The following is a 14,677-nucleotide window of genomic DNA, read 5'->3' as shown; positions in this document are numbered from 1 at the left end:
TCCTCGCAATGACAATTCTTACACCGCTGGCGCCGCAAGCCCTTTGATGGCACATGCCGCGCGCAGCGTGTTGACCAGCAAGCACGCCACCGTCATCTGCCCGACGCCGCCGGGCACCGGGGTGATCGCGCCGGCGACGCCGAGCGCCTCCTGATAGGCGACATCGCCGACCAGCTTGTTTTTCCCGTCCGCGCCCGGAATGCGATTGATGCCGACATCGATCACAGTCGCGCCCGGCTTGATCCATGAGGCCTTGACCATTTCGGGCTTACCCACCGCGGCCAGCAGCAGATCGGCGCGCTTGCAGATGTCCGAAAGATCGCGCGTGCGCGAATGCGCGATGGTGACCGTGGCGTTCTCGTTGAGCAGCAGTTGCACCAGCGGACGGCCCACCAGATTGGAGCGGCCGATGATGACGGCGTTCAGGCCTTCCAGCGAGGCGTGAACGGTTTTCGCCAGGATAATGCAGCCGAGCGGCGTGCAAGGCGTCAGCGCCGGCAGACCGTTGGCGAGACGTCCGGCATTGACCGGATGCAGGCCATCGACATCCTTGGCCGGATCGATCGCATTGATGACGGTCTGCGTATCGAGCCCGGCGGGTAGCGGCAGCTGCACCAGAATGCCGTGGACATTCGCGTCGGCGTTGAGCTTCGCGACCAGCGCCAGCAAATCCTTTTGCGATGTGTCGGCGGGCAGCTTGTACTCGAACGACGCCATGCCGGCGACTTCGGTCTGCTTGCCCTTGTTGCGGACATAGACCTCGGAGGCAGGATCGTGACCGACCAGAACCACCGCCAGCCCCGGTGTGAGGCCGTGATCGCGCTTCACCCGCGCAACCTCCGCGGCGACACGCGCGCGCAGGTCCGCCGCAACGATTTTTCCGTCGATGATTTGGGCCGTCATTCGATCTCCCCGGACTGACGCTGCGATATAGCAAAGGCCCACAGCCATGCAACACCGCTGCCAGTTCTGGCAGCGGTGTTTCCGGTCAGGAAGCGATCTGTGCCGTAAAAAGGGCGCTCGCACCTGACGCGCGGCGGGACCCGCCTCGCGCCTTGCGGGTCAGGCTGCGGCGTGTGCGGCGGCCTGATGCTTCCCGACAACGATGGACACCGGCAGCGGATTGCGGAGAATGTCGAGAACCGGACAATGCTGATCGACCGTGTCCTTCAGCCGGCGCAGATCGTCTTCCGAGGCGGGGCTGTCGAACGTCACCGTGGCCTCGATATACTGGAATCCCGGCTTGACCGTTGCATCGACGGCGAAGAAACCGCGAAGATCAAGCAACGCCTTCAGCTTCACCGACACACCATTCAGCGGAATGCCGAGCGCGTCCGCATAAAGCCGGTAGGTGATTTCCTGACATGATCCCAGCGCCACGAGAATGTATTCGACCGGACTGGGCGCGGTGTCCAATCCGCCCAGCCCGTCGGGCTCATCCACGCGCACGGAGAACTGGCGAACCGATGCAGTGCTGTCGACGCCGGCGCCTAACCTGGTTTGCGTTTCATACCAGACTTCCGACTGAGCCGGCGTTTGCCTGAGCGCCGCTTGTGTCGCCTCGAAGATCTCTTTGAATTTTGTGGACATGATTCCATCCGTTTCAACTGAGTGCGGGACGGAAAACCTATTGGCCCGAAAAACCCTGTCAAATCAGGCAATAAAACACATGACGACACCGTGCTTCACACGCGCGACGTTCTTTGCAGCAGGCGGCACGCAGCAGGATATTCCTCGCATCGCGCGGCGGATTCCGGATGCGCGATGGTCGCGCGTCACGTCAGGACGTTGTTGCCGTGAGTGCGGCCAGCGCCTCGCCGAGTTTTTTCGGATCGCCGTCCACTGCCACCTGCTTCAGCCGCGAGGTCACGCCGGACAACACGCGCACATGGCTTTTCGGCACATGAAGCGCCTTGGCGAGCAGTTCGATCACCGCGCGGTTGGCTTCACCGCCTTCTGCGATGGCGCGGACGCGCACTTTGACGACGCTGCGGCCATTGGCCAGTGTTTCAATGCCGTCGATCGCGTCACTTCCGCCGCGCGGCGTGACGCGCAACGCGACGCTGATACCCTGCGTGGAGAAGCGCCACGGAAGAGTCACAGCAGCAGCGTACCCGGCGCGATCAGATCACGTTCGGATAGATGTAATAGGCAATCACGCGCTGGATGAACATGATGATCAGGATCACGATGATCGGCGAAATATCGAGGCCGCCGAAATTCGGCATGACGTTCCGGATCGGCCGCAACACCGGCTCGGTGATCTTGTAGAGGAACTCGGCCACCGCCGCGACGAACTGGTTGCGGGTGTTCACCACGTTGAAAGCGATCAGCCAGGACAGGATCGCCGAGGCGATCAGCAGCCAGACGTACAGATCGAGGATGACGTTGATGATGTCGAGAATGGCGCGCATGGCGTTGCTGGCTCGCTTCTATGGACGTCCGCCTCAATACCGGTTCGCGGCGCTGCAAACAAGGGAGGTTCCCGGCCTAAAACTGCTGGGAATCCCACTTTTTTGGCGTTCTTGACTTGGCCATGATCGGGATTGTAAATGGCCCCGCTTGTCCGCCGCAGCCTGCAAAGGCCCGGCCGATCAAGGGGCCATAGCTCAGCTGGGAGAGCGCGTCGTTCGCAATGACGAGGTCGGCGGTTCGATCCCGCCTGGCTCCACCAACTCCTCCGGAGTTGTTGCAAAAATCCCGCCCAAAGCATCGTTACCCCAAAATCTCCGCGTCCTGCGCTAGGATGCGCGTCATGTGCGATGCGATCATCAAGCAATGGGGCCGATCATGACGACCGAAAAATTCCAGTTTCCCGGCTCCGACGGCCTAATGCTGGCTGCCTCGCTGGACCTGCCGGACGGCAAGCCCACGGCCACCGCGCTGCTGGCGCATTGCTTCACCTGCGGCAAGGATGTGCTTGCAGCGAAGCGGATCGCGGAGGGTCTCGCAAAACACGGCATCGCCACGCTGCGGTTCGATTTCACCGGCATCGGCGCCAGCGAGGGCGAGTTCGCCAACACCACGTTCTCGTCCAACATCGGCGATCTGGTGCTGGCGGCGGATCACCTGCGCAAGACGAAACGCGCACCTTCCATTTTGATCGGCCACAGTCTCGGCGGCGCGGCGATCCTCGCCGCGGCCTCGCTGATTCCGGAAGCGAAATGCGTCGCTACCATCGCTGCTCCGTCCGATCCCGCGCATGTCACGCATCTGTTCAAGGATCATATCCCGGCGATCCGCGAACAGGGCGAGCTTGAGGTCTCCCTGGCCGGGCGGCCGTTCCGCATCAAGCGCGAATTCCTCGACGACATCGCCGAGCACAAGCTGACGGAAACCATCGCGAAACTTCACAAGCCGCTGCTGATCTTCCATTCGCCGACCGACGATTATGTCGGCATCGACAATGCGACACGCATCTTCATCGCGGCGAAACACCCCAAGAGCTTTATTTCACTGACCGGCGCTGACCATCTGCTGACACAGAAGCGCGATGCGCACTATGTCGCCGACATGATCTCGACCTGGGCGATGCGCTATCTCGATGCACCCGCTGCGGCAGAGGCAGGCGCTGCTGCGGACACGCCCGCGGGCGTCGTTGTCGTCAGCGAGACGCGCGCGAGCAAACTTCAGAATCTGATCTCGGCCGGCAAGCACCGGATCATCGCCGACGAGCCCGTGGATGTCGGCGGCCGCGATTCCGGCGCCGGGCCTTACGATCTTCTGCTGGCGGCGCTTGGCGCCTGCACGTCGATGACGATGCGGCTGTACGCCGACAGAAAAACGATCCCGCTCGACCGCGCCACGGTGATGCTGAAGCACAGCCGCGTTTATGCCAAGGACTGCGAAGAGTGCGAAACCAAGGAAGGCATGATCTCCAGGATCGAACGCACGATCGCGCTCGACGGCAATCTCGACGCCGAGCAACGCCAGAAGCTGATGGAAATCGCCGACAAGTGCCCTGTCCATCGCACGCTGACATCGGAGATCAGCATCGTGACGAAGGCCGCCGGCTAGCGGGCGTTATTCCGCCGCGAGCGATGCGACCGCACCGGTTGGCGGCGGCGGCCGATGCAGCCAGCCGTCGAGAAACGCGGTCAGCCACGCCCGCTCGGCGAGATCGTGAATCATGCGTCCGGTGAAATGATCGGCGCGCGCGCGGGCGCCCGGCAGCGCCATGCGCTCGTGCCCGCGCGTGGTCCAGCGATGCAGCATCGCGTGGGTCACGTCGGGATGAAATTGAATGCCGAAACAGCGCCCGCTGCGGAACGCCTGCACCGGGAAATCGTCACCCTCCGCCAAAAGCTCGGTGCCCACGGGAAGCTCGAAGCCTTCGCGGTGCCAGTGATAAACGTGATCGGGCCAGTCGGTGCAGATCCTGCGGCCAGCTTCGGTCGGGCGGATCGGATAGTAGCCGACCTCGGCGCGACCCTCGGGATGAGGTCCCACCCGGGCTCCGAGATGCTTCGCGAAAATCTGCGCACCAAGACAAATCCCGAGGAACGGCCGCTGCTCTTTCAGGGGCACCGCGAGCCAGTCGATCTCGCGCGAAATGAAATCCTCGCTGTCGTTGGCGCTCATCGGGCCACCGAACATGATCGCGCCGGCATGGTTTTCGAGCGTTTCCGGCAGCGGATCGCCGAACACCGGGCGGCGAATGTCGAGGGGATGGCCCATGGCGCGCAGCGCATTGCCGACCCGTCCCGGAGTAGACATCGGCCCATGCAGAATGATGAGCACCGGAAGCGCGGTGAACCGACCGCAGGTGGTCAGGCCATAAGTCGGCGGGCCGAAAGGTGTCGGGCAGGACTCTGAGGGTCGATCGGCATCAGGCCACAGCATCGATTTTCGTCTTCAATCCCCGGCGGAGGACAAGCATCTCTATTGGACGCCGAAATTGAAAATATTGTGTTGCCAAGGCGGCGTCGAGCCGGGATTTCGCGGATGTGATCTGCGCCTGTGGACCAGGTTTGGTTTAACGGCATGGCCCTGTCCGAAAACCGGTGCCCACTTTTCGGGGCCATGCCCCTAGCGCTTCTGCTGCACCCGGGCGACCGACGCCAGCACCAGACTGCGCGGGGCAAAGCGCAGCATGAACGGGATCATCCGCACGCCGACTCCGGGCAGCACCAGCCGCTTGTTCGACATCAGCCCGCGATAGCCCGCGCGCGCGACGGCGGCCGCCGACAGGTTCAGGACCGCCGAATCGAGGCCCGGCTTGAAGCCAGCGACGCCCTGAAACTCGGTCGGTACCGTCCCCGGACACAAGGCCGTGACGCGCACGCCCTTTGCTCCCAGTTCGCCGCGCATCGCCTCGGTGAAGGACAGCACGTAGGCCTTGGTGGCGTAATAGACCGCCATGCGCGGGCCCGGCAGGAACGACGCGATGGAGGCGACGTTCAGGATGCCTCCGCGATGACGGATGATGCTTTCGGAGAACCGCAGCGTGAGATCGGTGAGCACCCGGACGTTGAGATTGACCATGGCCAATTGCTGCGCACGGTTGAGGTCGACGGCATCGCCGAACAGGCCGTAGCCCGCGTTGTTGACGACGATCTCGACCTCGGCACCCATCGCCTCGAGCGCCGCCGCGATGCGGTCGCAGGCACCCTCCTCGTTCAGATCGCAGGCGATGACGGCGGGGCGCGTTTTTCCGGTGGCGGCGATCTCGTCCGCAAGCTGGTTGAGGCGATCTTCGCGGCGCGCGACCAAAACAGTCTTGTAGCCGTTCGCCGCGAAAATCCGCGCGAGCTCCGCGCCGATGCCCGAGGAAGCACCCGTGATCAACGTGACCCGTTCAGTCATGATTGCATTTCAGTTGTTTGCGCTTCGCCCAGGAAATTGAATGACGCTGAAAAATCCATCAAAAAACAAGCAAATTATGTCGCCGTATCGCGCGCAAGCCGGCCATCGGCCACGCGGTGTTTGAGATTAATGCGGTCGCGCGATGAAATGCCAAGCAGGTCCGCGGCGCGCCAGACGATGTTGTCCTCGAACTCCGTGACATGGCCATCGGCAAAAACGAGTTCCCACATCATCTCGATGATGCGCAGCCGGCCCTCCTCGTTGAGGGTGCGCATGATGATGCTTGTAAAGTGGTAGAGATCGACCGCCTCGCCTTCCACCAGCGTTGCGTCCGCAATCAGCTTGTCGGCCGTGCCCGGGTCGAGTTCAAAGCGGTATTCGAGCAGCGCGTGCAGCTTGCTTTTTTCGGTTTCCGACGGTTCGCCATCGAGCGAAATGACATGGATCAGAAGAGCCGTCGCCGCGAGCCGATAGTCACCATCAGCAAATGTGCGAGTCTCGGTCCCGGCGGGGGAAACAATGTCCGTAATGAAGTGGCGTAATTTATCGAGCATCAATCTCTGCAATCAGAACCGGAACCCAGCACCGGACTCTAGGGCACAAAGTCATTTGGTTCTATGGCCTGAAAATGAAAGTCTGGCAATCTGGGCCGGTTCCCGGGACGCTTGCCGTGGGCGAAAAAGCCGCCTGCCGGAGCCTTCATACGGCCGTCACGGAATCTCGTAGATCACGACCTTATCGGCGATGCCGCGCAATTCGACGCTCTTTTCCGCCGGCGTCAGTCCCGCCTTGCTCAAAAGCTCCACCACCGCCGGGGATTTGACCACCGCCCCGGTGGCGCTGATCGCCCGCTCCGTGGCCTGCCCCTGCACCCTCGCCGCGATGTTGACGGTCTGGCCGAAGTAGTCCTGCCGGTCGTTCAGCATCACCGCGAGGCACGCGCCCTCGTGGATGCCGATCTTGACCAGCAGATCCCTGGTTCCGCGCTGATTGTTCAGCACATCCATCGCCTCGCGCATCCGAAGACCCGCCGCGACCGCCTGTTCCGGCCGCACGAATGTCGCCATCACCGCGTCGCCGATGGTCTTCACCACGGCGCCGGCTTCCGACGCGATGATCTCCAGCAGCGCCCGAAAATGCGCACGGACCAGATCGAACGCCGCGAGATCGCCGACCCGCTCGTAAAGCGCGGTGGAGCCCTTGAGGTCGGTGAACAGAAACGTCAGCGACGTGATTTTGAGCCGCTGGTCGATGCTGAGATTGTCCGCCTTGTAGACATCGCGGAAGGTCTGGTTCGCCAGGATCCGTTTTGCGGTGACGATCGGCTTGCGCTTGCCGAGCAGATCATGGAGCGCGTCACCTGCGATCCAGACCGACGGGAGTACGCGCGTTCCCGCCTGATTGTCCAGCGCGAGGCGCAGCGGGCCGGGGCGCATTTCGATAGTGCCGGTCGGCGCGTGGACGCCGTCGAACACCATCGAGGCGTTCTGCTTCTCCTTGGTCGGCTCGCCCTTGACGTCGAGAAACAGCGCCGAGTGCGTCACCGGCTCGAACACGATCACGAATTGCGCGGGCAGTTGCAGGGACACGACGGCTTTCTCGCCGGAGGCCAGTTCGATCGCTTCGAGCGTGGCTTCGCTCACCAGCCGCTCGAACGAGCCTTCGGAAATATCGATGCCCGAGCTCCAGAAAATCTGCCGCCAGTAATCCCAGCTCGGCAATGTCTGCGGATCGTGCGCCGCGATGCGCCGCACCCGCGGGCTGACGGTGAAGGCGACCTCGACCTGATCGTCGACCGAGGCCTGATAGCCGGCCGCGCACAGGCCGCAATGATAATCCTCGGGACGAAGCTGCTTGAGCGTGTCATGCGCGCCGAGCACGCCGCTGCATCCGGGACACAGCACGTTCCAGGTGAGATCGAAGATGCCCAGCCGCGAGGCGTGGAGGAAGCCCGAGATCACGCGCTCCTCGTCGAGACCGCGTCTGGCGGAGAAATCGACGAGATTGATGCGGTTCAGTTCATGGTCCTCGCCGTGCGCGACCAGATCCGCGATGGCGTCCGACACACGCGGATCGGCGGTCTGCCTGAGAACCGAAAACAGGGATTGGGCGTCGCTCATGCACCCAATCTAGGAGCCGCCTTCACGCCTCACAAGAACGGCCCCGCATGATTCATGCGGGGCCGTGCCTCAAGTTCCGGCGGTTTTCCGGCGCTAGCCGCCGTAAAGATAGTTCGGCAGCCACAGCGTCAGGCCCGGCCAGATATACATGAAGATCATGCATACGATCACGATCAGCATGTAAGGCATCATGCCGCCGAAAATCTGGTTGAGCGTGACATGCGACGGCGCGACGCCCTTCAGATAGAACGCCGACATCGCCACCGGCGGCGACAGGAACGCCGCCTGCAAATTGACGAACACCAGCACGCCCCAGAGAATCGGATCGATGCCGAAGTGTTTCAGCATCGGCAGGAAGATCGGCACGAAGATCACGATGATCTCGGTCCATTCCAGCGGCCAGCCGAGAACGAAGATGATCGCCTGCGACAGGATCATGAACTGAACCGGCGTCAGGTTCAGCGACAACACCCAGCTCTCCAGCAGCGCCTGCCCGCCGAGAATCGCGAACACCGCCGAGAACAGGGCCGAGCCGACGAACAGCCAGCACACCATCGAGGTGGTCTTCGCCGTCAGAAACACCGCTTCCTTGGTGCGCTTCCAGTCGAGCGTGCGCGCCTGGAACGCCAGCAGGAACGCGCCCGCCGCACCAACCGCCGCGGATTCCGTCGCCGTCGTGATGCCGAGCAGGATGACCGCCAGCACCACCGCCGTCAGGATGCCGAGCGGCATCACCGAGGACGTCAGCAAGCGAAGCACCTCGAACTGCTCCGGCCCCATGGTCCAGTAGTAATAGAGCAGCAGCAATCCGAAGATTGCGCAGGTGAATGCGAAGTAGGTGTAGAACGCCTGCGGCGGACCGGCATCGACCGGGGCCGACGACGTCTGGTTCTGCAAATCGGCATTCCCCATTTGCTGGAGAACTTCCGGCTTGCTGGCGCTGGAGGATTCGGAGCTTGCGGCACCGCCGCCAAGCTCCTCGAGTTTTTCTTCAGCGGGCGTGTCGGCCGAACCGCTGCCCAGTGCCTGCGGCTGCTCGACGCGCTCGGTGATCGCTGCCGGAGACGGCGCGTCGGGCTGCGGGTGGATCACCACGTACCACCACGCTGTCCACAGGGTCGCGACGGTGAGAACGAGCGGCACCAGCGCATAGCCGAGGCTTTGCAGGACCATCCTGTAGCTGACGCGCGCGTCGTCCACCGTAATCGCCAGCGCCTTGGACGGCGCGACGGTGGCTGCAAGCAGCGTCGGCAGCATCTTCTGCGAATAGGCCTGCTGCAATTGCGCAATCCATGGCCGCACCGGAATGCGCGTGGCACTCTCGGGCAGCTTCGGCGCAATCTTCGGATTCAGGATCGCCCAGCCGATGATGTAGACGAGATAGAGGAACGCCAGAAAGAAACCCGGAAACATCGCCGCAGCGTAGAGCTTGACCACCGATTGCCCGGCGACCGCCGCATAGACGATGATCATGACCGATGGCGGAATCAGGATGCCGAGCGTGCCGCCGGCGGTGATGACGCCGGCTGCAAGCTTGACGTCGTAGCCCGCCTTCAGCATCGGGTTGAACGCGATCACGCCCATCAGCACGACGACGGCGCCGACCAGACCCGAAGCGATGCCCCAGAACGTGCAGACGATCAGCGTCGCCACGGCGAGCGACGCAGGCACGCGCCGGAACGCGAGCTGGATCGAATAGAACATCTTGTCCACCAGCGCGCCGCGTTCCATGACGTAACCCATGAGAACGAACAGCGGGATGGAGATCAGCACGTCGTTGGTCATCGCGCCGTAGGTGCGCTGGACCATCAGGTCGAAGATGTGATTGTCGGCCCACGATTCGCCCGCGCGGTGATAGGCGAACAGCCCGAAGAACATGCCAAGGCCCATCAGCGTGAAGGCCGTGGGAAAGCCCATGATGATGACGACCACAATCAGGCCGAGCATCAGGAGACCGAGTGCGGGATCGCTCATTTCAACAGGTCTCCACCCATGCCGCGCTGACGCGCGCTTTCCTCAATTTGCTGCGCCTTCTCGATCGCGATCTTGCGCGACTCCTCGTCGACGTATTCGCTGTTCGCAAGCTGTTCGCCGACGACATCGATTTCGGACACGTCCTGGAGACGGCTCGGCCACTCGCCGGTTCGCAAACAGATGACGCAACGCATGATTTCGGCGGCGCCTTGCAGCAGCAGCAGCGCGCCAGCCAGCGGAATCATGAACTTGAATTGCCACACCGGCGGCCCGTCGGCCGTGACGTTGGAATGTTCGTTGATACGCCAGGAGTCCACCGCATAGCCCCAGCCGGCGTAAACCAGCGCCAAGATGCCGGGCAGGAAAAATACAAGATAAAGGATCAGATCGAGCGTCGCCTGCCTGCGCGGGAGCATCGAGCTGTAGAGAAAGTCGCCGCGCACATGACCGTTCTGCGCCAGCGTATAGGCGCCGGCGATCATGAACAGCGTGCCGTAAAGCATGTTCGAGGCGTCGAAAATCCACGCCGTTGGCATGTTCAGGATGTAGCGCTTGAAGACTTCGGCGCAGACGAGAAGCATCAGTCCGACGATCAGCCACGCCGAGGCCTTGCCGGTCCAGGTACTGATACCATCGATAGTGTGCAGAGCACGCTCAGTTTTCATGGGGGCCGTCACTGGTTTTTGAAAAAAACGTCAGAGCAATTGTCGAAACGATACAAAGCATCATCCGGGATTTCCATCCCGGATGATGCCTGGTTCGTGCTGATTATTGCGTCAGGTCTTCTTCTTGGCGTTCGGCCCGAAGTAATGGTTGTAGGCCATGCGCCGATTGGTGATCGTGTCCTGCTCCCACTGGGTCGCGCGCTTGGCGAAGGCCATCTGGGACTCCACGATCTCCTTGAACAGCGGATCGGAGGACTTCTTGGTGACGACCTCGTCATAGATATCGAGCTGCTTCTGCAGCACCGCGTCCGGGGTCTTGTAGAACTTCACCTTGTCCTTGGACTGCATCTCCGCGTAGTCCTGCGAATAGCGGTCGATCGCCTTCCAGGCCATGTCCTGACCCGCGGCTTCCGCCGCGTTGTCGAGGATCGCCCGCATCTTCTCGGGCAATGCATCGTACTTGTTCTTGTTGAACATGATTTCGAACTGTTCGGCGTTCTGATGGTAGCTCTGCAACATGCAGACCTTGGACACATCCGGGAAGCCGAGCACGCGGTCCGAAGAGGCGTTGTTGAATTCCGCCGCGTCGAGCAGGCCGCGATCCATCGCCGAGACGATTTCGCCGCCAGGCAGCGCGTTGACGGCGGCGCCCATGCCGGTGAACACGTCGATCGAGATGCCGACGGTGCGGAATTTGACGCCCTTGAGGTCATCGACCTTCTGCACCGGCTTCTTGAACCAGCCGAGTGGCTGCGACGGCATCGGTCCGTAAGGGAACGAGACGACGTTGGCGCCGATCGACTTGTAGAGCTTTTCGAGCAGCTGCTTGCCGCCGCCGTACTTGTGCCAGGCGAGCAGCATGTTGGCGTCCATCGCGTACGCCGGACCCGAACCCCACAGCGCGAGCGCGTTGCTCTTGCCGTAGTGATAGGCCAGCACGCCGTGGCCGCCGTCGAGCGTGCCCTTCGACACGGCTTCGAGCAGCTGGAAGGCCGGCACCACGGCGCCCGCCGGCAGCACTTCGATCTTGAGGTCGCCGCCGGTCATGTCGTTGACCTTCTTGGCGTAGTCCTGCGCGTATTCGTGGAAAATGTCCTTGGCCGGCCATGTGCTCTGGAAGCGCATGTTGACCGGGCCGCTCTGCGCAAGGGCCGGGGCCGCGACCGTCGCGGCGGCTCCAGCGGCGGCGACTTTCAGAAAGCTGCGGCGGCTGGAGGTCTTCTCGCTGGAAATTTTGTCTTTGTGTCGTTTCGTCATTGCGTTCTCCCCTGATGAACCGGCCCTTGCTGAGCCTGGCATTATTGATTGGGCGCAACACAACGGCCTGCGGCGAGATTTGGCAAGAATGATCCGATGAATGCGACTCTTCGACGCGGCACGAAGCCGCTTCGCATAAGACTTTGGAATAAGACTGACGATCCGGTGTTTATGCGACGCCGGTTTTCACCGCGTCGCAATACCGTTTGCGAGGCGTCGCCGCGCAGCAGTGACGCCCCCGGTCAAGGACCGCGCGCGGTGATTCTGAATGCCGGCGACCGATCCGGCTGGGTCGTCACCACGCCGACCGGCGTCACCGGCTCCCGGTCGAGCAACTCCACCTCGAACGCGGCGATCAGCTTCGCCAGCGCCAGCGTGGCCTCGGTGAGTGCAAACTGCGCGCCGATACAGACCCGCGGCCCGACCCCGAAGGGGAGATAGGCAAACCGATCCGGCGGCGGCTGGCCCGGCAGGAAGCGATCCGGCCTGAAGGCGTTCGGCTGATCCCAGAGCTTCTCATGCCGGTGCAGCAGCCACGGCGAGATCAGCACGATGTCTTTGGCGGCAATGTCCGCGCCGGGCACCGCATCGGGACCGGCGGCGGCCCGCACGATCAGGAAGGCGGGCGGATAGAGGCGCATGGTCTCATCGAGCACCGCGCGGGTAAACGTCAGCTTCGCCATGTCGAATGCGCCGGAGGCGCGCGCGGCCATCGCCTCCCCGGCCAGCCTGTCCTGGGTCACGGGATCGAGCGCCAGCAGATAGAGCGACCAGAACAACGCGGTCGCCGTGGTCTCGTGGCCCGCCAGGATCATGGTGGAGACCTGATCGCCGAGCTGCTCGTCGGAGAAAGCCTCATTGGTTTCAGGATCGCGCGCCGCCACCATCAGGCCGAACAGGTCGTGCGGGGCGGCATCGCCTTCGCCTTTCGCACGGCGCTCCGCAATCAGATTGCGCATGAACCTTGTCCAGCGCCGCCGGAACAGGGCGCGGGACAGATCGCTCGGGCTCGGCCAGCCCAGCGGCAACAGGAGATCGAAGAAGCGAGGCTGCGCCAGCCGCTCGCCGTAGTCATTGACGAAGCCGCGCAACGCCGCGCCGTGCTTTTCAAGCTCAAACGAGAACATGGTGCGCCCGGCAATATCGAGCGCGAGCCGCTGCATGGCTTCGCGCAGATCGACCGGCACACCGGTCAGTTTGCGCAACTCGCCGATCGCATCGTCGGTCGCCGCCAGCATATGCGGGACAAGAAGGGGAATCGCGCGCGGCGCGAAGGCGGGCGCGAGCGTGCGGCGCTGATTTTTCCAGGCCTTACCTTCCGCCAGCAAAAGCCCTTCGCCGAGAATCGGCCGCAGCACGCGGATGCCGGCCGGCGTGCGGGTGTAGTTCTCGTAGTTCTCCACGAGCACATGCCGGATCGCCTCCGGCGTGTTGAGAATGAAGCTGCTACGCCCGAAGAACTTGCCCCGGACGATATCCTCCTCATAGGCGCGCTGGCCCCAGGTCGCGATGGCGTTCTGGCGGATCAGGGCGAGGCGGCCGAGCGCGGACAAATGCTCCGGAGCCAACGGCGGCCGCGGCGGGATCAGCGCGGGGCGCACGACCGGCGCGTCGATGATTTCGGCGATGCTCATGCGCGACCTCTTCAGCGACCTTGCGGCCGAGGCATTCGCCTCATTCAACATCTAACTGCGGCAGCCCGATGGTCAACCGGCGTCCACCTGCGGACCGGTTGTTCAACTGCGCGCGATCAGTTCGCCGTCGCGCCCGACGCCTTCACAACCTCAGCCCACTTCGCACGTTCCGCTGCGATGAAGGTTGTGAACTGGTCCGGCGTCATCGGGGACGGCACGGCGCCAATGTCGGTGAGCTTGGTGACGGTGTCCGGCATTTCGAGAATGCGCTTCACCTCCGCCGCCATCTTGTCGACCGCTGGGCGCGGCGTGCCGGCCGGCGCGAACAGCCCGTGCCACGAGGTGGCGTCAAAGCCCTTCAGCGTGTCGGCGATCGGCGGCACTTCGGGCGCGGTCGGCGAACGCTGCGGACTGGTGACACCAAGCGCACGCACCGTGCCCGCCTTCGCCTGCGGCCACGCCAGCGTGATGTTGTCGAAGGCGAGATCGATGTGTCCGCCGGTGAGGTTCTGCATGATCTCGTTGGACGAACGATACGGCACATGGGTCATTTTGGTGCCGGTTGCGATCTTGAACAATTCCGCCGCGAGATGGATCGAGGTGCCGACGCCGGACGAGCCGTAGTTCAGCTTGTCGGGGTTGGCCTTCGCATAGGCGACGAACTCCGCGACGTTCTTCACCGGCATCGAATTCTTGACCACCAGCATGTTCGGCAGCCGCGCGATCAGCGAGACCGGCTGAAAATCCTTGGCCGCGTCGAAGGTCAGGTTCGAGTAGAGCGTCGGGTTGATGGCGTGGGTGCTGACGGTGCCGAGCAGCAGCGTGTAGCCGTCGTTCGGCGCTTTCGCCACCGCCGCCGCGCCGATGTTGCCACCCGCGCCGCCGCGATTTTCAACGACGAACGATTGACCGAAGGTCTGCTGCATGTGGCTGGCCAGCAGCCGCGCGAACAGGTCGGCGGTGCCGCCCGCGGTGAACGGCACGATGATGGTGACATTGCGCGATGGCCAGGCGTCCTGGGCGTGGCCGGGCGAGACAGTCTGAAACACGAGGCAGAGCGCGGCGAGCGCCGCGAAAACGGAACGCATGGTCGTCCTCCCTGAGTGCGCGCTCATGACGCCGAACGACACCGGCTGCCTGACCGCGCTTGTTTTTAGGTCAGCCATTTCGGCACAGGCCGGGGGAGAGCGCAATGGCGCCGGTGCCGCATGACCCGGTCCTT

At 63.1% G+C, this 14,677-nt stretch carries 14 protein-coding genes and 1 tRNA gene; 2 read left to right on the top strand and 13 right to left on the bottom strand.

Features of this window, described 5'->3' with window-relative positions; translation table 11 throughout:
- Window positions 1-18: 18 nt before the first annotated feature.
- From folD to AC07UB_RS11535, 4 genes are all read right to left on the bottom strand, one after another.
- On the bottom strand, window positions 19-903 hold the full coding sequence (gene folD / locus AC07UB_RS11550) for a bifunctional methylenetetrahydrofolate dehydrogenase/methenyltetrahydrofolate cyclohydrolase FolD (RefSeq protein WP_494653082.1): 885 nt from the start codon (window positions 901-903) through the stop codon (window positions 19-21).
- A 159-nt stretch (window positions 904-1,062) separates the two neighbouring features.
- Window positions 1,063-1,590: an OsmC family protein gene (locus AC07UB_RS11545; RefSeq protein ID WP_494653080.1), complete on the bottom strand. Its 528-nt coding sequence runs from the start codon at window positions 1,588-1,590 to the stop codon at window positions 1,063-1,065.
- A 190-nt stretch (window positions 1,591-1,780) separates the two neighbouring features.
- Window positions 1,781-2,101: a DUF167 domain-containing protein gene (locus AC07UB_RS11540; protein ID WP_494653079.1), complete on the bottom strand. Its 321-nt coding sequence runs from the start codon at window positions 2,099-2,101 to the stop codon at window positions 1,781-1,783.
- Window positions 2,102-2,123: 22 nt separating this feature from the next.
- A complete protein-coding gene (locus tag AC07UB_RS11535) occupies window positions 2,124-2,414 on the bottom strand; it encodes a YggT family protein (RefSeq protein WP_492791371.1) in 291 nt (96 codons plus the stop codon).
- A gap of 184 nt (window positions 2,415-2,598) precedes the next feature.
- Here AC07UB_RS11535 and AC07UB_RS11530 point away from each other — a divergent pair.
- Together AC07UB_RS11530 and AC07UB_RS11525 are read left to right on the top strand one after the other, a co-directional pair.
- Window positions 2,599-2,674, top strand: a tRNA-Ala gene (locus AC07UB_RS11530).
- Between the two features lie 116 nt (window positions 2,675-2,790).
- Window positions 2,791-4,017 carry a bifunctional alpha/beta hydrolase/OsmC family protein gene (locus AC07UB_RS11525; RefSeq protein WP_494653077.1) on the top strand — a complete coding sequence of 409 codons (1,227 nt, stop codon included), beginning with the start codon at window positions 2,791-2,793 and terminating at the stop codon, window positions 4,015-4,017.
- A 6-nt stretch (window positions 4,018-4,023) separates the two neighbouring features.
- On the opposite strand, the gene AC07UB_RS11520 is transcribed toward AC07UB_RS11525, so the two are convergent.
- From AC07UB_RS11520 to AC07UB_RS11480, 9 genes are all read right to left on the bottom strand, one after another.
- Entirely contained in the window at window positions 4,024-4,842 is an 819-nt protein-coding gene (locus AC07UB_RS11520) for a glutamine amidotransferase (protein ID WP_492791373.1), read from the bottom strand.
- Window positions 4,843-5,028: 186 nt separating this feature from the next.
- A complete protein-coding gene (locus AC07UB_RS11515) occupies window positions 5,029-5,805 on the bottom strand; it encodes an SDR family NAD(P)-dependent oxidoreductase (protein WP_494653075.1) in 777 nt (258 codons plus the stop codon).
- A 74-nt stretch (window positions 5,806-5,879) separates the two neighbouring features.
- Window positions 5,880-6,359 (bottom strand): tellurite resistance TerB family protein, encoded by a 480-nt coding sequence (locus tag AC07UB_RS11510; RefSeq protein ID WP_492791375.1) that lies wholly within the window; start codon window positions 6,357-6,359, stop codon window positions 5,880-5,882.
- Window positions 6,360-6,515: 156 nt separating this feature from the next.
- Window positions 6,516-7,925, bottom strand: coding sequence for an adenylate/guanylate cyclase domain-containing protein (locus tag AC07UB_RS11505; protein WP_492791376.1), 1,410 nt, complete (start codon window positions 7,923-7,925; stop codon window positions 6,516-6,518).
- A gap of 93 nt (window positions 7,926-8,018) precedes the next feature.
- Window positions 8,019-9,899 (bottom strand): TRAP transporter large permease, encoded by a 1,881-nt coding sequence (locus tag AC07UB_RS11500; protein ID WP_492791377.1) that lies wholly within the window; start codon window positions 9,897-9,899, stop codon window positions 8,019-8,021.
- Window positions 9,896-10,564, bottom strand: coding sequence for a TRAP transporter small permease subunit (locus tag AC07UB_RS11495; RefSeq protein WP_492791378.1), 669 nt, complete (start codon window positions 10,562-10,564; stop codon window positions 9,896-9,898). Before AC07UB_RS11495 ends, AC07UB_RS11500 begins: the two co-directional genes overlap by 4 nt.
- Before the next feature lie 111 nt (window positions 10,565-10,675).
- Window positions 10,676-11,821 carry a TRAP transporter substrate-binding protein gene (locus AC07UB_RS11490; protein ID WP_492791379.1) on the bottom strand — a complete coding sequence of 382 codons (1,146 nt, stop codon included), beginning with the start codon at window positions 11,819-11,821 and terminating at the stop codon, window positions 10,676-10,678.
- Window positions 11,822-12,063: 242 nt separating this feature from the next.
- Complete coding sequence (locus tag AC07UB_RS11485; protein ID WP_492791380.1) at window positions 12,064-13,455, bottom strand: cytochrome P450; 1,392 nt, start codon at window positions 13,453-13,455, stop codon at window positions 12,064-12,066.
- Between the two features lie 116 nt (window positions 13,456-13,571).
- A complete protein-coding gene (locus AC07UB_RS11480; RefSeq protein WP_494653070.1) occupies window positions 13,572-14,543 on the bottom strand; it encodes a Bug family tripartite tricarboxylate transporter substrate binding protein in 972 nt (323 codons plus the stop codon).
- Window positions 14,544-14,677 lie beyond the last annotated feature (134 nt).

Source organism: Afipia sp. GW821-FHT04G03 (genome assembly GCF_059419985.1).
This window is presented reverse-complemented; position numbering and strand designations above follow the sequence as displayed.